Source organism: Gimesia alba, assembly GCF_007744675.1.
In the GTDB taxonomy this organism is placed as follows: Bacteria; Planctomycetota; Planctomycetia; order Planctomycetales; family Planctomycetaceae; genus Gimesia; species Gimesia alba.
Genome location: NZ_CP036269.1, coordinates 5,501,323 through 5,527,383, shown reverse-complemented (window position 1 = coordinate 5,527,383; position 26,061 = coordinate 5,501,323). Strand labels below are relative to the sequence as shown.

Annotated in this window: 21 protein-coding genes; 19 read left to right on the top strand and 2 right to left on the bottom strand. The window is 50.1% G+C overall.

What is annotated here, in order from left to right; all coding sequences use genetic code 11:
• Positions 1–41: 41 nt before the first annotated feature.
• The 13 genes from Pan241w_RS20610 (at position 42) to Pan241w_RS20550 (ending at position 17,708) form a co-directional block, all read left to right on the top strand.
• The gene (locus Pan241w_RS20610; protein ID WP_145219460.1) at positions 42–488 is read left to right on the top strand and encodes a hypothetical protein; all 447 of its coding nucleotides are present in this window, start codon (positions 42–44) and stop codon (positions 486–488) included.
• 155 nt (positions 489–643) lie between these two features.
• Positions 644–2,140 carry an efflux RND transporter periplasmic adaptor subunit gene (locus Pan241w_RS20605; protein ID WP_232107217.1) on the top strand — a complete coding sequence of 499 codons (1,497 nt, stop codon included), beginning with the start codon at positions 644–646 and terminating at the stop codon, positions 2,138–2,140.
• 72 nt (positions 2,141–2,212) lie between these two features.
• The gene (locus Pan241w_RS20600; RefSeq protein WP_145219458.1) at positions 2,213–5,449 is read left to right on the top strand and encodes an efflux RND transporter permease subunit; all 3,237 of its coding nucleotides are present in this window, start codon (positions 2,213–2,215) and stop codon (positions 5,447–5,449) included.
• Positions 5,450–5,516: 67 nt separating this feature from the next.
• Complete coding sequence (locus Pan241w_RS20595) at positions 5,517–6,080, top strand: hypothetical protein (RefSeq protein WP_145219456.1); 564 nt, start codon at positions 5,517–5,519, stop codon at positions 6,078–6,080.
• 351 nt (positions 6,081–6,431) lie between these two features.
• Positions 6,432–6,866, top strand: a complete 435-nt coding sequence (locus Pan241w_RS20590) for a hypothetical protein (RefSeq protein WP_145219454.1) — start codon at positions 6,432–6,434, stop codon at positions 6,864–6,866.
• Positions 6,867–6,999: 133 nt separating this feature from the next.
• The gene (locus Pan241w_RS20585) at positions 7,000–7,701 is read left to right on the top strand and encodes an RNA polymerase sigma factor (RefSeq protein ID WP_145219452.1); all 702 of its coding nucleotides are present in this window, start codon (positions 7,000–7,002) and stop codon (positions 7,699–7,701) included.
• Positions 7,698–9,698, top strand: a complete 2,001-nt coding sequence (locus Pan241w_RS20580) for a hypothetical protein (protein ID WP_145219451.1) — start codon at positions 7,698–7,700, stop codon at positions 9,696–9,698. Before Pan241w_RS20585 ends, Pan241w_RS20580 begins: the two co-directional genes overlap by 4 nt.
• Positions 9,699–9,910: 212 nt before the next feature.
• Positions 9,911–11,218, top strand: a complete 1,308-nt coding sequence (locus Pan241w_RS20575; RefSeq protein WP_145219449.1) for a tetratricopeptide repeat protein — start codon at positions 9,911–9,913, stop codon at positions 11,216–11,218.
• Positions 11,219–11,291: 73 nt separating this feature from the next.
• Positions 11,292–12,947: a CRTAC1 family protein gene (locus Pan241w_RS20570; RefSeq protein WP_145219447.1), complete on the top strand. Its 1,656-nt coding sequence runs from the start codon at positions 11,292–11,294 to the stop codon at positions 12,945–12,947.
• A 188-nt stretch (positions 12,948–13,135) separates the two neighbouring features.
• The gene (locus Pan241w_RS20565) at positions 13,136–14,134 is read left to right on the top strand and encodes a DUF1559 domain-containing protein (RefSeq protein ID WP_145219445.1); all 999 of its coding nucleotides are present in this window, start codon (positions 13,136–13,138) and stop codon (positions 14,132–14,134) included.
• A 431-nt stretch (positions 14,135–14,565) separates the two neighbouring features.
• A complete protein-coding gene (locus Pan241w_RS20560) occupies positions 14,566–15,564 on the top strand; it encodes a DUF1559 domain-containing protein (RefSeq protein WP_145219444.1) in 999 nt (332 codons plus the stop codon).
• A gap of 170 nt (positions 15,565–15,734) precedes the next feature.
• The gene (locus Pan241w_RS20555) at positions 15,735–16,055 is read left to right on the top strand and encodes a hypothetical protein (RefSeq protein ID WP_145219442.1); all 321 of its coding nucleotides are present in this window, start codon (positions 15,735–15,737) and stop codon (positions 16,053–16,055) included.
• Between the two features lie 207 nt (positions 16,056–16,262).
• Complete coding sequence (locus Pan241w_RS20550; RefSeq protein ID WP_145223455.1) at positions 16,263–17,708, top strand: DUF1501 domain-containing protein; 1,446 nt, start codon at positions 16,263–16,265, stop codon at positions 17,706–17,708.
• 70 nt (positions 17,709–17,778) lie between these two features.
• Here the strand turns inward: Pan241w_RS20550 and Pan241w_RS20545 are convergent, their stop codons facing one another.
• Entirely contained in the window at positions 17,779–19,068 is a 1,290-nt protein-coding gene (locus Pan241w_RS20545; RefSeq protein WP_145219440.1) for an outer membrane protein assembly factor BamB family protein, read from the bottom strand.
• A 111-nt stretch (positions 19,069–19,179) separates the two neighbouring features.
• The gene (locus Pan241w_RS20540; protein WP_232107215.1) at positions 19,180–20,175 is read right to left on the bottom strand and encodes an NAD(P)H-dependent glycerol-3-phosphate dehydrogenase; all 996 of its coding nucleotides are present in this window, start codon (positions 20,173–20,175) and stop codon (positions 19,180–19,182) included.
• Between the two features lie 385 nt (positions 20,176–20,560).
• Here Pan241w_RS20540 and Pan241w_RS20535 point away from each other — a divergent pair, with 385 nt between their 5' ends.
• The 6 genes from Pan241w_RS20535 (at position 20,561) to Pan241w_RS20510 (ending at position 25,950) form a co-directional block, all read left to right on the top strand.
• Positions 20,561–20,800, top strand: coding sequence for a hypothetical protein (locus Pan241w_RS20535; protein WP_145219437.1), 240 nt, complete (start codon positions 20,561–20,563; stop codon positions 20,798–20,800).
• Between the two features lie 508 nt (positions 20,801–21,308).
• Entirely contained in the window at positions 21,309–22,466 is a 1,158-nt protein-coding gene (locus Pan241w_RS20530) for a hypothetical protein (RefSeq protein WP_145219435.1), read from the top strand.
• A 51-nt stretch (positions 22,467–22,517) separates the two neighbouring features.
• On the top strand, positions 22,518–23,264 hold the full coding sequence (locus Pan241w_RS20525) for an NTP transferase domain-containing protein (protein ID WP_145219433.1): 747 nt from the start codon (positions 22,518–22,520) through the stop codon (positions 23,262–23,264).
• A 215-nt stretch (positions 23,265–23,479) separates the two neighbouring features.
• Positions 23,480–24,427 (top strand): ribose-phosphate diphosphokinase, encoded by a 948-nt coding sequence (locus tag Pan241w_RS20520; RefSeq protein WP_145219431.1) that lies wholly within the window; start codon positions 23,480–23,482, stop codon positions 24,425–24,427.
• A gap of 65 nt (positions 24,428–24,492) precedes the next feature.
• Positions 24,493–24,993: a hypothetical protein gene (locus tag Pan241w_RS20515; protein WP_145219429.1), complete on the top strand. Its 501-nt coding sequence runs from the start codon at positions 24,493–24,495 to the stop codon at positions 24,991–24,993.
• Between the two features lie 42 nt (positions 24,994–25,035).
• On the top strand, positions 25,036–25,950 hold the full coding sequence (locus Pan241w_RS20510) for an SDR family oxidoreductase (protein WP_198000050.1): 915 nt from the start codon (positions 25,036–25,038) through the stop codon (positions 25,948–25,950).
• Positions 25,951–26,061 lie beyond the last annotated feature (111 nt).

The window sequence follows — 26,061 nt, the reverse complement described above, 5'->3', positions numbered from 1 at the left end:
GCCATGATTCCAGTGAAGAACGTACCATTCTAAGGGTTTTTATGTATCAATCGTTGATTGCCATTCTGATGCTGCTTTCGATGCTGTCCCATACATTGTTGGGATGTGGCTGGCATCATGCGCACGACTGTCATGCAGGACAATCCAATTCCTGTCAGACCGTCGCCTTGTGTGGGCATCAGGCAGAACATGCACATCACGATCATGAACATGCCCACAAGCATCAGGCAGAACCAGCATCTGAAGAACAGCCTGCCACTCCGGAATCGGATCCTTGTCAGGAAGGCCGCTGTTCGTATCTGGCCTCTGCGTCCGTGAAAGTCCTGGAAGAAACGCCCCAGTCTGTCAGTCTGCTGCCTGCCTGGGATCTGCTCTATTCTGCTCAGGAACAACAGTACGTAGAGCACATGTTCCAGCTTGCCTCGTTGTCATCGATTGCAGCGCCCGGAGTGCGCGCACAGGCGCAAACCACCGTCTGGTTGCTATAGGCACCGCTTTTCTCTAATCGTCTTTCGATATTGCCTGGGGATGAATCTGCGCTGAAAACGCATTCATTCTAGAACGCAAATCGCCCATTCTCGATACCCGTACGATACCCGTTGCGCACTTTTTATAAGTACATGTGCTGCCTGAATCGAGGCTCATGATGAATCATTCAATGCTGAAACAAAACTGGAAATGGATTTTAACTCTGGTCATCCTGATACCGGCTGGGCTGCTGGCCTGGAGTTCTCAGGAACAATGGCTACCTGCGGTTCAAGGGTGGACCCAAAGTAAGCAGACCGCAGAGAAGCAGACTAAGAGCAAGGAAACCGCAGATGCGCATGGTGACGAATCGCACCACGATCACGATCATGCCAGGCACGACGAAGCCAGCTCGCTGGAGCTCTCTCCCCAGGCGCGAAAAAATGTGGGCCTGACCGCAGATAAGGTGATTCCGGTCAAGCTGCAATCATTCACACGCACGATCACGATTCCTGCGATCGTGGTCGAACGCCCGGGGAAAACCAGAATCACCATCGTCGCACCCATGACGGGTATTATCACGAATGTGAATGTGATTGCGGGAGAAGCGGTTAAGCCAGATCGCGAGTTATTCAAGCTGCGACTCACTCACGAAGATCTCGTCCAGGCACAGACGGCCTATCTGAAAACACTGGGCGAACTCGATGTCGAAAATAAAGAGATCGAACGCCTTACGGATATCACGAATCGAGGAGTGATCGCCGGTAAGGTGTTGCTCGAACGGAAATACGAGAAGGAAAAACTGGAAGCGATTCTGAAATCACAACGTGAAGCACTCTTACTGCATGGATTCAGTAATGCCCAGGTTGATCGAATCGATCAAACACGCCGCTTGATCAAAGAGCATCAGGTGTACGTGCCGATTCTCAATAATCAATCGGGAGAAGTGCAGATGCCAAACATGAAAATACGACGGATTTCGGCAACCGATGATTCCTCTCTGGACTCCAGAACACTCCCGCCACAGTCGATGTTTATTGTCCAGTCCCTGAATGTCAGTAAAGGCGACTTCGTAGAGGCGGGAGATACGCTGTGTGTCTTAGCGGACTACAGTGACTTGTATCTCAAAGGTCAGGCGTTCGAGCAGGAAGCCGATGAACTCACGCGCTGCATGGAAAAACAATGGCCCGTTGAGGCGATTCAGGAAGTGAATAATAAAGAGAAAAAACTGATCCGCAATCTCAAAATTGATTATCTGGATAACCAGATTGAAACCGATTCCAGAACCTTTTCCGTCTTTGTGAACCTGCCTAATAAGATTCAGTATGACACCGTTCGCCAACATGGAAAACGTTTTGTGAACTGGGAATACAAGCTGGGGCAGCGGATGCAGCTGCGGGTTCCTGTTGAGATCTGGGAGAAACAGATTGTCCTTCCCGTGGAAGCCATCGCCACGGAAGGTGCCGAACATTTTGTGTTCCAGGAAAACGGCGACCATTTTGATCGACGACCGGTGCATATTCTCTATCAGGATCAGTTATCCGCAGTGATTGAAAATGATGGTTCGATATTTCCGGGTGACAAAATTGCGCTCGCCGGGGCACATCAGTTACAGATGGCATTGAAAAATAAGGCCGGCGGTGGCGTGGATCCGCATGCAGGACACACGCATTAACGTTCTGATAACGAGAAACCGTTTAAAACATCGCCTCCTTTTGAATCAACGTTAGAGATCTGGATCATCATCATGTTGAATGCCATCATTCGATTTTCTCTGAAACAGCGACATTTGACGCTGGCGTTCTCGCTGTTTCTGATTGGCTTCGGGACCTGGCAGGCGTTCAGCATGGGAATCGACGTGTTCCCGAACTTGAATCGCCCGCGTGTGGTTGTGATGACGGAAGCACCGGGCATGGCGCCCGAAGAAGTGGAATCGTTGATCACCTTTCCCCTGGAAACCACATTAAACGGCGCGACCGGCGTGCAGGCCGTGCGCAGTTCTTCCGGCGTGGGCATCTCCATCATCTACGTCGAGTTTGAGTGGGGAACCGATATCTACAACGACCGGCAGGTGGTGAATGAACGGCTGCAACTGGTGACCGAGCAATTACCCGATGGCGTCAAGCCGCAGTTGGCACCGATCTCTTCCATCATGGGCCAGATCATGATGCTCGGCATGTGGAGCGAAGATGACAAAACGTCGCCACTCGAAGTTCGTACGCTGGCAGATTGGGTGGTCCGACAACGGCTACTCACGATTCCCGGCGTCTCACAAGTCTTCACGATGGGAGGCGGACGCAAGCAGTTTCAGGTCCTCGTGAATCCCGAGGCACTCGTCAAATATGGAATCACGCTGCACGATGTCAGAAAGGCCTGTGAAGAGAGTAACGTCAATGCGACCGGCGGCTATCTGGATGAACAGGGACCGAATGAATTTCTGGTTCGCGCGTTGGGCCGTATTCAAACACTGCAAGATCTGGAAAAAGTAGTAGTTGCTACGAAAAAAGGCCGCCCCATCGTGCTTTCGCAGGTCGCCAAAGTTGTCGAAGGAGCTCAGGTCAAACGGGGAGACAGTTCCGCATTCGTGAAACAGGAAGACGGGACGTTTGCCGGCGGTGATGCCGTGGTATTGACCGTCAACAAACAACCCGATGCTGATACGCGCCGCGTCGCCCAGGATGTGATACAGGCTTTAAAAGAATTGAAGCCTTCATTACCAGCGGATATCCGTATTCAACCCGAACTCTATTCCCAGAAATCGTTTATCGATCGTTCCATCGAAAATGTGATCGACGCCCTGGTTGACGGCGGGATACTCGTCGTGATTATTCTGTTTCTGTTCCTGATGAACTTTCGCACGACCTTCATCACGTTGACAGCGATCCCCCTTTCCATCGCCGTGACCGCGATCATTTTTGCTGTCTTTGGCCTTTCGATAAACACCATGACGCTGGGGGGGCTGGCGGTCGCGATTGGCGAACTCGTTGACGATGCCATCGTTGATGTGGAAAACATTTTCCGCAGGCTGCAGGAAAATCGCTACCAGAAAAATCCCAAACCAACCTTGCTCGTCGTGTTTCAGGCGAGTTGTGAAATCCGGAATTCCATTGTCTTCGGAACGATCATTGTGGTGTTGGTCTTTATGCCGCTGTTTGCACTGTCGGGCATGGAAGGCCGCCTGTTTGCTCCGCTGGGAGTCGCCTATATCGTTTCGATTCTGTCATCGCTGCTGGTTTCACTTACATTAACTCCCGTGCTGTCTTACTGGCTGCTCGGAAAGAAATTCGGGTCACCCGTCAGTTCAGATGATCCTGCCGAGCAACAGGCGCATCAGGACGGCCCTCTGCTGCGTTTCTTGAAATGGATTGCCGGTTATGTCATCAGTTTCAGTATTCGCCTCTCCGTGCCGATGTTGATCACGGGTGTTGTCGGTGTGTTTGCAGCGTCACTGCTGCTGATGCAACTCGAACGCGATTTTCTGCCCCCCTTTAATGAAGGGGTGGCACAGTTGAACGTGGTCCTGCCGCCGGGGACTTCGCTGAAAAAATCAAACGAAATTTCTGAGACCGTGATGGATCGGCTGAAGAAGATCAAAGGCGTCTCCGCGTTTTCCAGAAGAACGGGGCGTGCCGAACTCGACGAACATGCTGAGGGAGTGAATATCTCTGAATTCATTATCACCTTTGATCCGGAATCTGGTCGCAGTCGCGAAGCGGTGCTCGACGATATTCGTACTTCGATGGAAGACATTCCGGGAATTGTCATCTCCGTCGAACAGCCGCTGGCGCATTTGATCTCGCATATGGTATCCGGCGTGAAAGCTCAGGTCGGGATCAAGATCTATGGCGAAGATTTAACAGTTCTGCGTAACACGGCTAAAAAAATGGAAGGGGTTATGAAAAGTGTGCCGGGAGTTACCGATGTTCTGGTCGAACCCCAAGTCGAAATTGACCAACTGCAGATCAAACTGGACCGAGACAAACTGCGACTGTATGGCTTAACCCCGGCATACGTGAATGAATATATCGAAACCGCGATGAATGGTATGGTCGTCTCACAGGTGCTGCAGGGCCAGCGGACGTTTGACCTGTTGATTCGCATGGATGAGAAATACCGGGAAGATCTACAGGCATTAAAACGACTGTCGATCGAACTTCCCAACGGAGGCACAACGCCGCTTTCGTCGGTGGCAGACATTTCCGCCTCTTCCGGTCCCAATACGATCAATCGCGAGAAAGTTCAGAAACGGATTATCGTGCAGTGTAATGTATCGGGACGCGGACTTGTGGATGTCGTAAAAGACATTCAGGCAAAGCAGGAACCGATTATTGAAGCACTCCCCGCCGGTTATTTTGTGGAATACAGTGGACAGTTCGAAAATCAGCAGGCTGCTTCACGTATGATCTCGGCACTGTTTCTCGTCTCGATGCTCGGTGTCTTTCTGGTTCTGTATACCATGTTTCATTCCGCGAACTTCTCTCTGCAGGTGATGGCGGCACTGCCAATGGCCTTTATCGGTTCGGTGATCGCGCTCGTCGTGACCGGGCAGACGCTGACGATTGCGGCAATGGTCGGTTTTATCTCACTGGGTGGGATCGCGTCGCGGAATGGAATTCTGTTGCTCAATCATTATCTGCATCTGGTGAAGTATGAAGGGGAAGACTGGACCCGCGAAATGATTGTCAGAGCAGGGCAGGAACGATTGGCACCCGTGTTGATGACCGCACTCACGTCGGGCATCGGGCTGGTTCCGCTGGCGATGTCGCAGGGAGAAGCCGGTAAAGAAATTCTGTATCCGGTGGCGACGGTGATTATCGGCGGGTTATTAAGCAGTACGATTCTGGAGTTCTTCATTCGACCGGCGCTCTTCTGGAGCTTCGGACGAAAAGCGGGCGCCAGAATCGTGGAGCAAAGCGGAATTGAAATTCCACTGATTGAAGAACACGAAGAAATTCCTGAGCCTGTCGCCTCAGGGCATGAATGAAACCATTAGATCTTGTAGCGTATTTGTTATGCAAAACAAAAATAAAAATTTTCCAAAAAGGATTTTAATGATGAAACGTAATTTCACAAATTATCTCGCATTGGCTTTCTGCATTGTGGGGCTGACGTTAGCCGGTTGTAAAAACGAAGCAGACCAGGGAAAAACATTTGATGAAGCGGCTCCCGAAGACGTGACGATGGACGAACACGATCATGGGCACGATCATCCCAGTGAGGGACCGCACCATGGTTCGCTGATCGAACTTGGTAAAGAGGCCTATCACGGTGAACTCGTGCATGATGAAAAAAGTGGCGCGATCACCGTCTATATTCTGGATGGCGCCGCGAAAGCCTCCGTTCCCATCAAAGCGGAATCGGTGTTAATCAATGTCAAACATGATGGCAAAGGACAGCAGTTCACTCTGGCTGCTTCTCCAGAGAAAGGCGATCCCGAAGGCAAGTCTTCCAAATTCATGACTGAAGACAAAACATTGGGAGAACTGCTGCACGAAGGTGATACGACAGCGCGGCTCGTTCTGGAGATTGATGGGAAATCCTTCACAGGCGAAATTGATGCCCACGATCATGATCATGACCACGATCACGGACATGACGAAAAGCATGCCCACTAATCAATAAACGATTTCAATTTGATGTTGAGAAACGCCGATTCCTTGTGAGGGACGGCGTTTTTTTTAAACACTTGTACCATTTTGGCCGACGTGGTCCGATTATAAAGTATTCTCCTATGCTCAGCGCGAAATCGTTGTTTTCAGAAATATTCAGAATTCTTCCAGTTTTCCTGCACGGATCTCCCGACGTGCGACACCAATAGATCAGACGGTAGAAACAATCAGGCCTGTTCCTTTACCGAAGTGAATCTGTCTATTTCTTTTAGATCAATTCTGATCACACGAATAATCAATCTGCGGACCGGTTGAAAGACCGGAAGCAGAGTTTTGAACCTGAGGGAGAACAAACTGATGAAAACTTTATTGGCTTTTTGCGCAACACTGGGACTGCTGATGGTAACGAGCACCGCTTCGGCCCATACTTCACCCGAAGATCTGGCGGCCCGATGTGTGGGAGCTGTCAACGGAATCGTGGATCGCTGTCAGAATGCAGCCGCTGATGAGACACAGGAGTGTCTCCAGAAAATTCGCCGCTTATTAGCAGAGGGACGGGAACGGGCCGCACGACGTGTGGCTGCGGACTGCATTGAATCAGCCACCGAACGTACCGAAAACTGTGCCAAACGTATCAATCGAATTTGTGACGAATGTGTTGATCAACTGGTCAGTCTGGGAGCACCACAACTGGCACGCCGCGTGAATAGTGCGTGTGAGGATGCGATTTCCGATTTGCGGTCTACTCTGCAACGCCAGAAAAACGCGATTCGCGGAGCATTTGGAGGATAATTCACGAAAAACAATTTCTTGTATCGAGTCCGTCAACCGCATAAGATAATTTGTGCGGTTGACGGCTTTATTCTTAGCCTGAGGTCGTTCGCAGCTGGCGAACACTTTAAAAACATTTGATTAAGTCATCTCAATGACACCCACTGATTTTCCCGCGATCGATGATCCACCCAGCGATGCGCCGACCAGGCGTTCGTCGAAGGAACGTCAACAGCCAGGCAAAGAAAATCAGCCAACAGCAAAGAATCACGAAGAGCGAAAATTCATTTTGTTGTTACTCAAACGTGATTCACAGAGCTGGAATGAATTTGTGGAGCGATACGAACGGTTAATCGTCAGTCGTATTCTCTCCACCTGCCGTGAGTGCGGCTTATCTCCCGGATCGGATCTCGTGGAAGATTGCGCAGCAGAAGTGATGGCGGCTTTGTTTCAGAACGAGATGCAGGGACTGCGCCAGTTTCAGGGACGCAGTAAACTCTCAACCTGGCTGGCAGTGATTGTGCGGCGGATCACCTTAAACGTGTTGCGGCGGCAAAAGCGAGACAACGAGAAGATTCGCCCCAACGATAGCCAGTTCGATATCGCCACGGTTCCCGATTCATTTCCGCAAGAAACGAACCAACAGTCTGCCGAAGATCGAACTCAACTTCAGGCGTGTATGACCCGGTTGAAGCAAACGGATCGTCAGGCACTGGTGATGTACTTTGATCAGAAAAAGAGCTATGCCGAAATCGGACGCGCTTTGGGAATTACTGAAAACGCAGTCGGGCCGAAATTACACCGTGCCCAAAAACGATTGAAAAAACTAATGAAAGCGACCAGCAAACAGACATGAATTCGAATCACGCACAACTACTGACATTGATCAAACTGCGGGAAGGTCATCTTTCCGACGCAGAAGGTTTGACGGTGCGCGAGCAGTTAGCCTCGGATTCGCTGTTATTACAGCGCTGGAAAACACTGACTCAGTTATACAAACAACCCCTCAAACCCGTTGAGGTGCCTCGCCACTCAGACATCGACGCAGAAGCGGTCGCTGCATTCGTGGAAGAGGAGATGAGTCCTGAGCAGAGCGAGGCATTCGAATCGGCGTGCTGGGATCAGTCTAAGTTGCTGCGCGAAGTCATCGCCGCCTATCAGGCAGCGCATTTCGATTTTTCAGTCAGCAGTATTTCCGAAGAATATGCACAACAGGCATCACAGCGGATGCAAGACATTCTCTCTGCGCAGACTCAGTTAGCTGATACGAAATGCTCTGATGCAAATTACCTGGCGCCTATTGAAGACGAGCAGCAAACGGTTTTGGAGTCAGCTTCGATTGAAGTAGAAAAGACGCCGGTCAAAACACGTTCTTCAAGTCGTCCTTTGCGAGGAGAGCCGAAGAAACAAAACGGAGTGTTCTGGTTCTCAGTCGCAGTCGCCGCGATTCTGATTGTTGTCCTTCCGGCTTATTTTGTGTTCGTTCACAATCATGCGAAGACATCGATCACAAAAGCGCCGTCTCCTGCGCCGCAGCCTTTGGTTCCTGATCAACCCCTCGAAGTTGAGATCACGCCTGAACTGGCAGCTGTTCCTGAGCCGAAACCAGAAACGCTGCCGCCAGTGACTCCCGAAATGGTTCCGCAGCCACCCGACAGAGAAAACGCACTCAATGCGAAGCCGCTTGTCGCAAAGAAGCCATCGCTGGATAGACCGGCGGAGCCGATTCAACTTTCGCTGGACTGGACGAAAGTGGCGGGCATCATTGGTCTGAAAACAGATTCTACGTCTCCCTGGAAAGGCATCCTGGCTGAGGGAACCACGCTGAAAGCAGATCAGACGATGCAACTGGAATTGCGCACATTGCCGTTCAGCTGGTTGCAGGCCACGCTGGATTCTGGTCCGGAACTGGTCATGGATTCGAATTCAGAAGCATCTCTTTCTGTTCAAGGTGTTCCACAGAAAGCGAAACAGACAAACATTGATCTACAGTTACACTCTGGCAAGGTTGCGTTCACGCACCTGAAAACAGGTGATGTTCTACGATTACAGCAGCAACGTCAGGAGTGGCTGGTTGAGGTGAAACAGGATGAGACGTCCATCGGCATTTTGCAGAAGGAGGGAAATAAACAAGAACTCATGGCGTTTGCTGGAGAAGTGCTCATTACGGTTCCATTATCCGAACAGCCGATTTCTTTAAAAACAGATCAAATGCTGGTGATCAAAGATCAGTCTGTCAGTCTGCCTTTGAAGCTGGCAGGTAATCAAAACTGGCGCTCCAAACCATCGGGAACGCTGAAGTTAAAACCATCATTGATTGAGCGTTTGAATCAGAGCGAAAACTTACTCGCTTCCCTGATGATGGTGCCTGCGGGGCAACCCGGGCTGGAAGTGCTTGCCAGTACGAATCTCGGATTCACCCTTAATCCCACTGTTGCGGTGCCGCGTGCGACCTCGTCACCATCAGAAGTCCAACGGACCGCTGCCATTGAGTGGCTACTGGCGGCGAAAGATAATCCGACGACGCGTGCGGTTTGGAACCGGATTAAAGTCATCGAAAATGCAACGACGCCCACCCTTTCAATCCAAACCTGGTTTCAAATGTCACAGCGGAAAGTGCCCGGGAATCAGCAGCTGCTCAGAGAGCTATCACTGGGGCTGGGAGCGAAGCAGCCGCTCTTTGTCCGACAATGTTCGATTCACTTTTTGCGACAACTCACGCGACAGCGTTTCGCTGAGTATGATCCCAGTGCGCCCACGCCAGCCGCCATCAACAGTGTTCGCCTGAAGCTCAGACGGGCAACCGGCAACTCAGGTCGACCTTCGGGCAATACGACGCGTCGACAACGCTGACTTTCTGCTAATGCAGATGATTTATCGACTGAGAATGAAGCATGTTGTCACAAGTCTGCGAGGCGTGTTATAATCGCTGGATTACGCAGTGAATAGGTGTTTTTATTCTTAGAAATGAGTAAGATTGCGTATTATTAATGATCGCAGTGAACGGGCTATCGCGTAGTAGATTCAGGCGACATTAGATCATCTCCGGTAATATGTGAGTGTTTATGACATCACAAGTCAAAGAATCTCATAGCAGCGATCAGAAAACCAGGCGCCCTTCCAAAATCATCGTGGCGGGTCTGTGCGTGGGGATTGTTGTTGCCGGCTTGCTCTGGGGAAAATCAGCCTGGATCAATATTTGTCAATGGCAGGCCGAACGAAATCTTCAGTCGCGTGATACCGAACAGGCACTGAGCTGGATTTCCCAAGCCTATCAGGCAGACACTCAGAATCCCGAGACCCTGCTGATTCTGGCGCGTGCCCATCGTCGTGCACATGACGTGGAACCTGCCATTAAAACTCTGAAGGAGCTATTCAAGGTTGCCGGACCTTCTGAAGAGTTGCGTCGCGAACAGTGGCTTGTCGAAGCGCAGGTGGGAGATGTTTCTAACCTGGAGCAGCACCTGGCCGACATGTTAATTGACCCGAGAGGCAATGCGCAGGATATCTGTGAGACGTTTGTGAACAGTTGTGTGTTGAATTATCGTTTTCGTGATGCCATCAAAATTATTGAACTTTGGCAGGCAGACTTCCCGAATGACCCGCTCCCTCATTACTACCTCGGCCGTATTCTCGAACACCAGGGAGACTGGGAGAGCTCAGCCAGAGAATTCAGCGCTGCATTGAACGTGTCTCCCGGGCATATTCCCTCAGCCTATAATCTGGCACGTGTCAATTTATCGCATAATCAGGTGGATGCCGCTCTGGAAAACTATCGGCTGTGCACAAAATATCAAAAGGATCATGCAGCCGCACTCGTTGGCATCGCACGCTGTTTGCGAATGAAGCAAGATGCCAATGCGGCCAGAGCAGCGTTGAAAACGGCGCAGCAGGTTCCCGAGTCGCAACGGCTGAAGGACTTTCGTGCGGTCGGAGATCCCGCTTATGTGGCCAGCAATGCAATTCTGCTGGAGCTGGGGCAATTGGAACTCACATCAGGAAACTACAAACAAGCGGTCGCCTATTTAGAAGAAGCGCTGGAACGGAATCCCAAAGATCGAAAAGCACGCCTGGCTTTAGCCGATGCTTATCGGGGGGCGGGAGAACTTGAGAAAGCAGAACAACAAATTCAAATCGTGCAGAAAACACAAAAAGCGATCAAACGTCTGGATGAATGTTTTGATCTGCTTCAAAAAGATCTGGAAAACGCCGACCTGCGTGCTGAGATCGGACAAATATTTCTGGAACATATCTCGGAAAATCAGGGAGTCGTCTGGCTCAAAAATGCGCTGTATTACGACCCCAATCATCAGCAGGCCAAACAGGCCTTGGCCGATTATTATGCAAAACAACGTTCCCCTTCAAAGAACTGAGTTTCAAGAATATTATTACCCTACTGAGATTTCTTACTGAGGTGCTCTCATTCCACGATTTATAGTGTGCAGCATGTTGCTCCTGGTTCTGTTCGGGTGTCGTTCCGAAACACCGGTCAGTTCGCCAGATGAGAAAAAAGAAACGGAAGCTGCCACGCACACTCCGTCTCCCATCAATTTTGTCGATGTCACCGATTCACTGGGGATTGAGTTTGAATACCACAACGACGAACAGGCAAACACATATGCGATTCTAGAATCCATCGGCGGGGGAGTCGCTGTTTGGGATTATGATCTCAACGGGCACCCCGATCTGTTTTTTCCAGGCGGCGGTTCATTTAATGGAGGGAAGCAACTGACCGGACTTCCCTCGGTACTGTTCAGTCAGGTCTCTGCGGGCCAATATGTGAATCAGAGTCTGAATTCCGGTATCGCACCAAGCCCCTATTATTCTCATGGCTGTACTGTCGCCGATTATGACAACGATGGATTCCCGGATCTTGTCGTCACAGGTTACGGGGGTATTCTCTGCTGGCATAATCTGGGAGATGGCACGTTCGAGGAAGTGGCACAAGTATCTGGACTGATCGATCCCAGCTGGAGCACCTCTGCCGGATGGGGAGATTTAAATGGTGACGGGGCACTGGATCTGTATCTGGCACACTATGTGGACTGGTCGTTCGAGAACGATCCGGTGTGCGGCGATCCTTCCGGAACGAGAGACGTCTGCCCTCCACGACAATTTACCGGTCTGGATGACCGGGTCTTTTTCAGCAATGCGGATGGAACGTTTCGGGATGCTTCAAAAGAAGCCGGCCTCGTGGAAAAGGGAAAAGGTCTGGGGGTCATTCTGGGGGATGTGGACGGCGACCTGGATCTCGATATCTATGTGGCCAACGATACGACGAATAATGTGCTCTATCTGAATGAGGGGAAAGGCAAATTACTAGAAGCCGGGCTGGCACGTGGCGTCGCCGTTGATGACCAGGCGGTGGCGAACGGAAGCATGGGCGTTGATCTCAGTGATTTCAATGCGGATGGTCTGCCCGATCTCTGGGTCGCCAATTATGAATCGGAAGCATTTGCGCTTTATAAAAATATTGGGAAAGGGCAGTTTCTCTATGCCAGCCGCGAGACGGGCGTCAGCGCGATTGGAAATTTGTTTGTCGGGTTTGGGACGCAGTTTGGCGATTTTGATTCGGACGGCGACGAAGACATTGTGGTCACAAACGGGCATGTGATTCACTCACCCCGGCATACAACGGTGAAGCAACTGCCACTGGTTCTGGAAAATGAAGCCGGTCAATTTCAAACGTTGAAGTTTGACAAAACCGACTATCTGGGACAGTTGCATTTCGGTCGCGGCGTTGTCGCCGATGATCTTGATGAGGACGGGGATTTAGATCTCGTTTTCGCCAATTGTAATGAGCGCGCCGCAGTGCTTGAGAACCAGACGCAGACGGAATCGAAGTGGGTTCAAATTCGGCTGGTGGGTACCGAATCGAATCGTGATGGAATCGGCGCCAGCCTGACAATTCACACCAGCAAGGGGGATCTCTCCCGCTTTGTGACAGGTGGCGGAAGTTATTTGTCACAAGGAAGTTATGTAGCACACTTTGGTGTGCCTTCCGATGTCGAAGTTCAGGGGGTCACAGTCCGCTGGCCGTCCGGGAAGACTCAAACGGAATCAAAAATGCCCCTCAATCATCGGCTTACGTTTATTGAGTGATTTCTACTGAACTCTTGCAATTCGCTTGAATTTGAGGAATGAATGTTTGAGCGCCAGGTTCTTTAAGTTATCATAATCTATGTATTAATTCTTAATCAATTAGTGCAAGGCACTAGTTCGACTTTTTTAGGGACACCAATTCATTTATGGCCTATTAATTTTTCTATTCATATTGAAGGGAGAGTTCTATGAAGCGTCTTATGCGACCACGTGGTTTTACGTTAATTGAATTGCTGGTGGTAATTGCCATCATTGCGATTTTGATTGCGTTATTACTTCCCGCCGTTCAACAGGCCCGTGAAGCGGCACGCCGTTCTACCTGTAAGAACAACCTGAAGCAATTCGGCCTGGCGATGCACAACTACCATGATGCCCATGGTATGTTTCCGATTTCAAATACGCCTTCCGTACATGACTCAGGGACCCTTGGAAGCTGGTCATGGCGCGGCATGAGTGCCCATGCTTTACTTCTGCCTTACATGGATCAGGCCAGCGTTTATAATCAGATCAACTGGAATGTACGTTATGATATGGCACCCAATAGTACGCTAAATAACACAAAGATCCCCGCATTTTTGTGTCCTTCCGATTTAAAATATCCAGGCGGAGATCCCGGCAATAACTACGTCGTGAGTGCCGGACCATCTATGTACTGGAAAGTCGGCTTTGGTGATCAGGTCGGAATGTTTAATGACCGCAAGCCTGTTCGCGTGAGCGATGTGCTGGATGGAACATCCAACACGATCGCGGCGAGCGAAAGTACCGTCGGCGATAACAACGGAAGTAAATTTGATGTCAAAACAGATCTGGTTCGTGCGCAGGCTGTTCCATTTTCACAACGGAGTTTTATTTCGAAAGCAAATCTGGATGCCTATGGAACTCAATGTTTAACGGGCACCTCCAACACTCACAGTCATGTGAACCGCGAATGGATGAACGGCATTGGTGGTCAGACTATTTTCAACACATTGAACGTGCCGAACTCACCCAATCCGGATTGTCATCCCTGCTCCGGCTGTGGCTGGTATGATTCGATCGGCGTCTGGTCTGCCCGCAGTCGGCATACGGGTGGGGTGCATGTCCTGTTGGGGGATGGTGCTGTCCGTTTTGCCAGCGAGAATATTGATATCACTGTGTGGCAGTCTCTCGGCTCGGCTGCCGGTGAAGAGACGGTGGGCGAATGGTAAGCCTGATGCTTTAAGACTGAAAGCGTAGTGTGATTTAAAAGAGCGAGGCTCATTAACGTGAGTCTCGCTTTTTTTATCTGGCGATCACGCAAAACGGATGCAGTCTGACCTGGTAGCTGAAAGCGTGACATCTAATGTGAGGTACGAGATGAAGATGATCATTGTGTAGTGCGGGGACTCAAGTTGAACTGAAGTGCACCAATGTGAATGGGAAATGTGCGAAATCTAATTATTTATTTTGTTAAATAATGCAACGTCGTTCCCAAAATGAACTTTAAGTGAAACATTAGTTGCTACAAATACGTCTTATTGGCTAATATCTTATAAGTGATATATTTTATAAAGTAGACGCTGATACTGATCCGAGGATTGGGATAGGTGTCCATGCGGGCTAATTTATTATTTTTTTACTAATTTTTGGGGAGAGTATTATGAAGCGACTAGTTCGACAACGGGGGTTTACGCTGATTGAGTTGCTGGTGGTGATTGCCATCATTGCGATTTTGATTGCGTTATTACTTCCCGCCGTACAACAGGCCCGTGAAGCGGCCCGCCGTTCAACCTGTAAGAACAATCTGAAGCAATTCGGTCTGGCAATGCACAACTACCATGACGCGCATGGAATGTTTCCGATTTCTAATACGCCTTCCGTACATGACTCAGGGACCCTTGGAAGCTGGTCATGGCGCGGCATGAGTGCCCATGCTTTACTTCTGCCTTACATGGATCAGGCCAGTGTCTATAATAGGATCGACTGGAATGTGCGCTATGACATGGCACCCAATAATACAGTTGATAATACAAAGATCCCCGCATTTTTGTGTCCTTCTGATTTAAAATACCCCGACGGGAATCCTGGAAATAACTATGTCGTGAGTGCCGGACCATCCATGTACTGGAAGGTAGGCTATGGTGATCAGGTTGGTATGTTTAATGACCGCAAGCCTGTTCGGGTTCGTGATGTGCTGGATGGAACTTCCAATACGATCGCGGCAAGTGAAAGTACTGTCGGCGACAATACCGGAAGTAAATTCAACGTCAAAACAGATCTCGTTCGTGCTCAGGCTGTTCCGTTTTCGGAACGGAGCTTTGTTTCGAAAGCAAACCTGGATGCCTATGGAGCTCAATGTTTAACGGGAACCTCTAATACTCACAGTCATGTGAATCGAGAATGGATGAACGGGATTGGTGGCCAGACCATTTTCAACACATTGAATGTGCCGAACTCTCCCAATCCGGATTGCCATCCCTGCTCCGGCTGTGGCTGGTATGATTCGATTGGCGTCTGGTCTGCCCGCAGTCGGCATACGGGTGGAGTGCATGTTCTGATGGGCGATGGTGCTGTCAAATTTGCCAGCGATAATATCGATACGCTTCTCTGGCAGCATCTTGGTTCAGCTGCTGGTGAAGAAGTGGTTGGCGAGTGGTAAGCCAAACTATTTGAGTATTTAAGTTTTGAAAGAGAGCGATTCTCGTTATAATGAGTTTCGCTCTTTTTTTAATTCTTTTTCTGCTGGTTCAACAAACTGTTCACAGAGAAAAAGTGGGCCAATGTGAACTTACTAGTACAACATTATTTCGATTGAAAAGGACCAGAACGATGAAAGCGATTCCGGCAATTCTATTGCTGTTTGTAATGACTTGCGTGGGCTGTGGAGGCGGTGATGCTGGTAGCGAAGATACCGCTGCTGAGACGAACAATATCACTTCAACAGCCGATATGAAATCAGCTTTGGAATCGATTGCACAAACAGGCGAAATGGGGAGTGCTGCAATGGGCTTTCGTGAAACACTGGAAGGCCTGAAACAATCGGATGCTACGAAAGCCGATAAACTGCTCTCCGATCTGGATAAGCTGGAAGCTGCTTCGTCACCAGCAGCGACCAAAAAAATTGCGAAACAAATGGCTGATCAGCTTTAAATTCAGCTGTTATTTTGACCTAAGCCCCTGATGGAATGATTCGATCAGGGGCTTTTTTCATTGGGATACTTCCCTGGAACTCAATGGAGAATGCCATGTTATGTTAGACACAATCCGGGAACATATGATATAATTCCGATGTATCAGGCAGGGAGCGGCACTTCATTCCTGCTCAAAGAAAATTCGTTGGGAATCACGGTTGACGAAATGAAGCAACATTCGACAAAGCAGAAATCAACGTTGCAAGGGCATGCAGCAGCACGGCGCGAGTTTTTAAAAATTGGCCTGGGTGGGTTTGGCAGCCTTTCCCTGCCGGGGCTTTACCAGTTGCAGGCTGAGACGAAACAGGCCAACGCAACAAAGAAACCCAAAGAACGAACGGCTGTGATTCTGGTCTGGTGCCGTGGTGGTATCAGTCACTTGGAGACCTATGATCCCAAACCGGAAGCAGCTTCCGATTATAAAGGTCCTTATTCTCCCATTGCGACCAAAACTGAAGGGATGTTCCTCGGCGAGTTACTGCCGCGACATGCTCAGATTTCCGATAAGTTTTCGATTCTGCGTTCGATCACACACACCGGCGGAGGCCATCCTGCCGGCTCATTACAAATGCTCGGAGGTGACAAAGATCGGATCGATAAACAAAAGCCGAAGCTGCCCGACCTCATGTCGGTCGCCAATTATCTCAGGCGTGATAAAGAAAACGTGCTGCCGAACTATATCGGCGTGAATGCGATTACAAACTACGACAGTTTTCAGATCGCCGGGCCGACATATCTGGGACCCGGTGCAGGGCCATTCCAGATTCAAGGTGATCCCAGTAAACCGGACTTTAAAGTTCCCAATATTGGGCTCACCGATCCACAGGAAACGCGACAGATTACCAGGCGCATTTCTTTACGCCAAAAGTTAGATCAATTCCGCCGCGATCTGGACCTGGAAGGTGCGATGCAGGCGATGGATCAATTTGAATCGCAGGCGACCAATTTGCTGACCAGCAAACAGGCGGCCCAGGCATTCGATTTAACCCACGAGCCTCAATACGTTCGTGATCGTTATGGGATGCATCAATGGGGCCAGCAATGTCTGATGGCGCGGCGGCTGGTGGAAGCGGGTGTGGAGATTGTCACCACGGAATTGTCCGGCCCCTTATGTGGGCGGGTTGGAAACTGGGATGATCATGCAGTGAATCATCATGTATTCGATGCGCTCAAGTATCGGGCCCCCTATTTTGATCAGGCAGTGACGGCTTTGATTGAAGATATTTATGATCGTGGACTGAATGAGCGTGTGCTGGTGGTTGTAGCGGGAGAATTTGGCCGTACCCCCAAGATTTCCCATGCGAAAAGTACGGGGGCCGGGATTGCCAGTGGCAGCGCAGGAACAACGCAACCGGGCCGCGATCATTGGCCGCGAGCCGCGTCGATATTGTTTGCAGGAGGCGGAATTCGTACCGGTCAGATCATTGGTGCCACCGATGGAAAAGGAGAAGGGCCTGTCGAACGGGCTGTGGGCCCTCACGATTTCCTGGCAACGATCTACGCACACCTGGGGATCGATTATCACAACACGTTCCTGCCTGACTTTACCGGTCGGCCCACTCCGATTGTGACACAGGGGCATGCGATCACTGAACTCGCCGGTCGTGCCTGATGAGATCATCAGACCACTTGCATTAAGAAATGGCCCTTCCGAATTTGTTTCAGAAGGGCCTTCTGTCTTCTTATTTTCCTTTGATGGCATAAAGTTTATCAAAGGAACGCAGGTAAATGACTCCCTCGCTAATCGCGGGAGTCGCGTAGAAAGTACCCGGCAGTTGATTTTCAGCGATGACCTCTCCACTGTCGGCATCAATCACGGTACAAAGGCCATCGGTGCTGAGGAAATAGACTTTTCCATCACCGGCGACCAGGGCAGAAAAGTACTGCCCCTTCATCCGTTTTTTCCAGAGCGATTTGCCATCTTTCAGATTCAAACAGGTGGCGACTCCGTTCTGGCTCACCATGAAAAGTTTGTCATCCAGAATCAGGGGAGTCGATGAATCAGGGGTGGAAACATCATACTTCCACAACAGGCCGGATTGTGTGATATTGCCTGTCGCACCTTGCTTGAACGCTTTGATGTATCCCAGTCCGCCACCGCCCGGGTTGCCAGAGGTCGCAATCACAAGATTCTCATCCGCCACGGGAGCTGCAATGATCCGGCCGAACGGGCTGGGAATATCCAGTCCACCAGCGATCCAGAGCTGTTTTCCTGTTTGGGGATCATAGGCGTTTACATGATCGGAACCGGAAACCAGCAGTTCGGTTTTGTCTCCGTTCTGATAGATGGTAGGCGTTGTGTATGCATCGGCACCATCTTTTTGAGCCGGCAGCTTTCGATTGACTTTCCAGACTTCCTTTCCGGTCTGCTTGTCAAAAGCCACGACATACGAGGGGCCTTTAGTCATGCAGGTGACAATCAACAGGTCTCCCCATAAACGGGGCGTCGAACCCATGCCGAATGTAATATTATAAGGTCCATAGTCTTTGACCAGATCCCGTTTCCAGACGATTTCTCCCGATTCCGCATCCAGACAAACTAACAGACCCGTACCGAAAAATGCCCAGATGTTCTGATCATCGGAAATCGGAGAAGGGGTGGCTGAGTTATGACGGTCGGCCCACAGATTACGTGGTCCCGGAGCAGACAACGATCCGGAGCCGACCTTGACTTTGCGAATTTCCTGACCGCTTTTGCGATCAAACGAAATGATCCACAGCCCGTTATCTTCAGTTTTGGTCGTCACGTCAATTCGATTTGCGGTGACAGCCGGAGAAGAATTAGCACGTCCCGGCAGGGCGACTGACCAGAGGATTCCCTCTTGCTGAGACCATTTTGCGGGCAGATTTTTCTCGTTAGAAACTCCACTGCCGGTCGCTCCGCGAAATTGCGGCCAGGTTTCGGAATGAGCGAGTGCAGGCATCAACAGGGAAACGATGATGGCAGGCATCAACAGTCTAGAGAATCGCATGGAAAAAACTCCTGGTTTGGTGTGTCTGATAATTGGGAGCAGCTTCAAAGGTGTACTGTATCTAAGACGTTCCTAAGGCAATGTAATGTATCTCACACATTCCCGGCAGAATTATTCTTCGCGCTGGGGGCGTGTCATCAATGTTTGTGTGGCATCGTCGGGCGATTTGCCTTCAAACAGGACGCGATAAATTTCCGTGGTGATCGGCATGTCGAGTCCTTTCTCGTCGGCGAGGTCGTAGACACTGCGTGTGGTGTTGACGCCTTCTGCCACCGCATCCATGCTGGATATGATCTGTTTCAGTGAATCTCCCTGACCGAGTCGTTCTCCCACTTTGCGATTGCGGCCAAATGGGCTCATACAGGTAGTGATCAAGTCACCAACGCCTGCCAGTCCGGAGAACGTGGCCGGTTCGGCGCCCAGTGCCGAACCGAAGCGGTTCATTTCCACCAGACCGCGGGTCATGATTGCCGATTTGGCATTGTCGCCGTACTTGCCTCCATCACAGATGCCGGCTGCGATGGCAATCACATTCTTCAAGGCACCCGCTAATTCGACGCCCACGATATCTACATTCGTGTAAACACGAAATCGATCTGTGCTGAACAGTTTCTGAGTTTGTTTCGCGAGCTGAATGTCACCGCTGGCAGCCACAACACTGGCCGGTAGACGGCGGGCGATTTCTTCTGCATGGCTCGGACCTCCCAGCGCAACTACAGGGCGGGGGCCAAGTACATCGGCAATGATCTCGCTGGGACGATAAAACGTCTCTTGTTCAATCCCTTTAATGACACTGATGACGGGAGTGCCGTTCTGGAGATGGGGGGCCAGTGTGTGCAGAGCGGCTCTGAGAAATTCAGTGGGAATCGCCACCACCAGAAAATCAGCGTCTGCCACTGCTTCATCAATATCTGATGTGAAATGAATGGCTTCTGAAAGCGTTACGCCGGGGAGCAGTCTTTTGTTTTCACGGTGTGTTCTCAGATCTTCAGCAACAGCAGGCTTGCGAACCCACATGGAAACAGCAACGTCTGAAGATTCCGTAAGCAACGTTGCACAGGCAGTTGCCATCCCACCACCGCCCAATATTGCAACTTTCATATCCATAAAACATCCATCTTTCATTTCTGAGCCTGAATTGTCTTAATTATTCGCCGGTGACAGAGATCCCTCCTGTTCAATGCAGCATGACAGGCAGAATTCTCATGATCCGAATACTTGTAATATAACGAGAATTGTCGCGTAAGCCAAAGAAGATAGAAATAACTGTCGATGGTATTTCTGACAGGAGTGTTCCGGGCTGAGATTGACTCCCCCAAATCCTGCAAAGGTCATTTGTGCTGATTTTCTCGTACAACTCCCCTAATCAGAACAGTAGAAATGTTTTGCGACAAATGACAGAAATAATCGTTGCAGATATTAAATTTTCACACATTACCAAAAAATGTAACCTACGTTTTGCTTGGTAAATATTTAATCAAGGAGCAATCTTATGAAACAGGTTACCGAGCAACAATCTGTCACATTCGAGGATCGTCGCCAAAACCGCGATAACAATCGTCCTGAAGGAATTGGTGAGCGACGCCAGTTCAGTAACTCGTATAATTCAGAGAACGAAGACGTCAATGAGTTGGCACAGGCCATCGACCAGTACAAACTGCGTCACCGCCGTCGATTCATCACGTTCGAAGAATTGCATTCGGTCGTCACCGGTCTGGGTTACCACAAATAACCTGAGAATGATTGAATCGTTGTCGTTGGAGAGTAGAGAGTGTCTGCAGGCAAGCAAGCTGCGCGAAGTCTGCTAAAAGGCTGGCTCTCTTTTCCATCCGTCGACGTTTTTGACGATTCCCTTCGCTTCATTGAAAATTCTGACTGACCTTATCGGAAGATCTTCAGATTCGCGACGCTGATCTCACCCTGTCTCTCAGCGTATGGTCGTGTTCAAAAAGCGATCCGCTTCCCTCGCTTTTCTTTTTTCACTTTTCTGGTGAAAAACTCTCTAAATCGCTTCATAGGCAGCTTTTTTTCTCATAAAAATCCAGAAAATTCAAACTTTTCCTCAAGTTTGCAGCCGCCACGCTTCAGATTGATGTTGACCTAATCTCCAACATTTGGAAAATCCCCTCACTAAACCACCCCAACAACGAAGAGTTGAGCCACATTGTGTTGCTGACTCCCCATTCAGACAGAGCATTTCCGCTCATATACTGATTAATCCCATATTTGCAGGTTGAACATTGAAAGCTTCCCTTCTTTGTCTTGCCATTGTGTTTTCAGCCGGACTTCCATTGAATGCCGCTGAATTGACTACGATTTATACACCCGCAGAAGACTTTGATGCCGTCATTCGTGGCCAAAGTCCGCCGCCTACGTATGAAGAGTCGGTCCCGTTTGGGACGACACCTTCGAACGGTGGAACGTATGCGGCTCCAAATGGGCAGCCATTTGATCCCAACGCGGGAGCCGGCAATTTGTATGGTGCGCCACAGGCGGGCTATGATCCGTTTCTCACACCCGGTGCAGGCGTCGATCCCTATATGGGGCAGCAGATGGCGGTACCCGGACCCGGTTATACGTCTAGTTTGAACGGGCCACAGCCCTATCGTTTTGGCTGGACTTCCCGATTTGAATTTGGGATTTTGCCAAAAGCACGGACTTATGTGCCTCCCACAGGCGCCCCCGGTGGTAATTTTGGTGTCTTTGAAACCGACGTTGATCTGACCTACACCACTCCAACACGCAATGGTTGGATTTTCGCATTTTCACCTCAATTTGACTACCGTGGCTGGGATGGTCCTCAGTTTGTTTCATTACCCGGCAAGGGATTCCGGTTTGGAAGTGATTTGCAGTTATCAACTCCCGCCAATGGATTGTGGAGCGTACAGTTAGGCTTTACTCCCGCTCTGGCATCCGATTTAGCGAAAAGCTTAAGCTCAAATGCCTGGCAGTTTGACGCGCGGGTTGTGTTATTCTTTCGACCTTCTGATACCTGGATGTTCGCCGCAGGGGCTGCTTACTGGGATCGTGTGGGTGATTATGTGATTCCTTACGCGGGTGCAGTTTGGACCCCCAATGACCTTTGGGAAATCCGTGCCATGTTCCCGAAAGCCCGTGTCAGCCGTTTCCTGGGAAATGTGGGTGACAAAAGCGTCTGGCTCTATGGTAGCTTTGAATATGATATCGAAGCGTTCCAGGTGGAACGGGCCGGCGTTATTGGCCGCGATCAGGTGGAATTCAAGGACTACGTCATGATGATCGGTTTACGCGGCGAAAACGGATGTATGTCGATGTTCCTCGAAGCAGGGGGAATTGTGAAACGCGAGGCTGACTTCAGAAGCGGTGGTGGATTTGACATCAAAGATGGATTCATCGCCCGGTTTGGGGTCCAGTTTTAATCTGCTCTCTGTTCCAAATTCCAATCTCACCCTGATTAAGGAAATTCATTCGTGAATCCTCCTGCAGCCGTCATCCTTGCCGCCGGTAAGAGCACAAGGATGAAGTCAGAACTTCCCAAAGTTCTGCACCCCATTCTGGGACGTCCGATGATAGAATACGTTCTGGATGCGGCCCGTGCCGCGCACTGCCAGAAACTGGTCGTGATTGTCGGTCATAAGGCAGACGAAGTGAAAGCAGCTCTCGCACCTCATTCCGATGTGGAATTTGCCTTGCAGGCCGATCAGAAAGGGACAGGGCACGCCGTGATGATGAGTGCCGAGAATCTGGCCGATCATGATGGGCCTGTTCTGGTGCTTGCCGGTGATACGCCACTCTTGAAAGGAAGTTCACTGGCAAAATTGCTCGAGATTCAACAGCAGAACCAGGCGGCTTGTGTGGTGGGGACGGCAACGACCAAAGCCAACGAAGGCCTGGGGCGCATCGTTCGCGATGCAAACGGTCAATTCTTGCGAATTGTAGAGCAAAAGGATGCCACTCCCGAAGAAGCCGCCATTGAAGAGATCAATACAGGCTGCTTCGCTTTTGACGGCCGACAGTTATTCCATGCATTGGAAAAAGTGAAACCAGATAACAGTCAGGCGGAATACTACCTGACCGACTGTGCCGAAATTCTACTCAAAGAAGGTCAGACCGTGCTGGCTGATCCGGTATTTGATATTCAGGAAGCCATGGGTGTGAATACCCAGGAGCAACTGGCTGAAGTGGCCGAAATTCTCAAACAGGCACCCTCTGAATAATCGACAGAGATTCGCTCGTTTTGCTACTTGCCCGTTTCAGTAAAGTGCGTCCAAAAAGCGGCATTTGAGGACTTTCGTACGAAATCGAAAGCTCATGCTTGACTTCTTTCTCTCGATAAGCGTGAATAGGGTAGTATGCCAGACAGATCCGTTCGGCGCTGACGGCCCTTGTTCCCGCAACTCAAAGTATCGCACTAAAGCAGGCTTCGCTTTCAATGTATGATCATTTGACTCTTCTTAGTGGACGAGCTCATCCTCAATTAGCTGGAGAAATCGCGGAATATCTCGGCGTTCGTCTGGCATCGGTCGAGTTGTCCAATTTTCCCGATGGGGAAATCAGTCTGAAGCTCAATCAGAATGTCCGGGGGCGAGACGTGTTTATCGTTCAGCCAACTTCGCCTCCCGTGAACGATAATCTGATGGAATTGCTGATACTGATGGATGCCTGTCGTCGGGCGAGTGCAGAACGCATCACGGCTGTCATTCCTTATTTCGGATACGCAAGACAGGACCGAAAAGACTCCGGTCGGGTCCCGATTACTTCCAAGCTGGTTGCAAATCTGATCAATGAAGCCGGCGCTGACCGGGTGCTGGCCATGGATTTGCACGCCGCCCAGATTCAAGGCTTTTTTGATACCCCCGTCGATCACTTGTACGCCGCGCCGATACTGGATCGTTACTTCAGATCACTCAACATTCCGGATAAAGACCTGGTTGTTGTGAGCCCGGATGAAGGCAGTATCAAACGAACGCTGCAACATAATAACAATATCGGGGGCACGCTGGCGATTGTTGATAAACGCCGCAAAAATGCCCTGGAAACACAGCAGGCAAATATTATTGGGGGTCCGATTGAAGGGAAAGTCGCACTCCTGTTCGATGATATGATTTCCACGGGAGGTTCGATTGTCGGTGCAGTCAATGTGGTCAAAGAACATGGTGCCCGCGAAATCTATGTCAGTGCATCGCATGCAGTTTTTTGTGGGCCTGCCATCAAGCTGCTGAGCGAGGCACCCATCAAAGAAATCGTGGTCACAAACAGTCTGCCGATTCCTGATCAGGATAAACTTTCTAATTTGAGAACAATTTCGATTGCCCCCTTGCTGGGCGAGGCCATTCGACGGATTCACCGTAACGAATCGGTAAGCCATCTGTTTGATTAGCAACGTTCCTGAGTAAAACCGATGGTTACGACATCGTTGCGATCAGAATAGAGAGACGACTTGCAATGGCGCGAAATGAACAAGACCGCGAAGACCTGATGCGTGAAGCGACGGCGTTATTTCCCCGTGCCGAACTGCAGCTGGCTCATGAAGCGTTTCCCCTGTTCTGGGGACAGAAGCAAAGCGGCCATTTTTCATTTTACTTTGGCAGCGATCCCGTCTATCAATTTGATCAGGATGGCTTCTTGAGACGCGCATATCTAGAAGGTGCCTTGTATCGCACCCAGGGAAACACGCTGGCCCGGTTGACCCGTGTCAGGAATTCTGAAGAATCCATTCTCAATCGCTACGATCTGTCTATAACAGAGGTAGAATCGTTATTGCAGACAATGGCCGAGCGGTTTCGGAGATTGGAATCAACGTTACTTGAAGACTCTGGTGTTCAAACAATCCAGACTCTGCCAGAGAATGCGGAACGTGAATTATGCGACCAGATTCAAGCTCACGTTCAACTGGTTCTGCAGCATTCAGATCAACTGGCGCCGCGGATTCGTGGTAAACGCTGAATTAGAGAATTCGTTCCCGCCCTCCTGAAAATGGTGTTTTCGATGCATAAATTGATTATAGGCTGTGGTTATGTCGGCTTGTCGGTCGCACAAAAGTGGCTGGAACAGGGGCACGCTGTTTCGGCACTCACACGCTCAGAGACGCACGCTCATGAATTTGAGAAGCGGGGAATCAGACCCATGATGGGGGATATTACCCAGCCCGATTCGCTCAAAGGCCTACCCGAATCAGAAACCGTGCTGTACGCCGTCGGCTTTGATCGTTCCGCTGAGAAATCCCGGCGTGAGATCTATGTCGAGGGATTAGATCACGTACTGACGGAAATCAAACCGCGAACTCAGAAAATCATTTACCTCTCCAGCACCAGCGTTTACGGACAATCCGCGGGCGAATGGGTCGATGAGACCTCCGTTTGCGAACCGGAACGCGAAAACGGCCAGATTTGTCTCGATGCGGAGCAAATGTTTGAACAGCACGGCTTGTTGCCGAACGGGGCACAACGCGAAACCGCAACGGCTGTGATCCTCAGACTGGCTGGTATTTATGGTCCCGGGCGACTTTTGGCCCGGATGCAGCAAATCAAAGCCAGCGAACCGCTGACAGGCAGGCCGGACGCCTGGCTGAATCTGATTCATGTCACTGATATCGTGAATACGATCCTGAAATGTGATACAGACATCCATCTGGAATCGCATTATCTGGTCAGCGACAGTCGACCGATTACCCGACAGGAGTACTATGAAACGCTGGCCCGGCTGATCAAGGCACCGCTCCCTCAATTTGCGGAAGAGGCTCCGGGCCAACCTGCTTTGAAGTCCCAGCGAATGCACAGCACCGAACGTGCAGCAGGACTGAATAAACGTTGCTGTAATAAAAGGTTACGTGAAGAGTTGGGGGTAGAACTGGTTTTTCCGACGATACAGGAAGGTCTTCCCCAGGCCATCGAAAATACTTAAGAGATGGTAACTGATTGACCGCCTCGCTTTAGGTTTGGTTATCAAGTGTGTATGCTGTGATGACTCACGCTTTCAATGACCTCTCATGTTCGAGACGTTCGCAAAAAATCC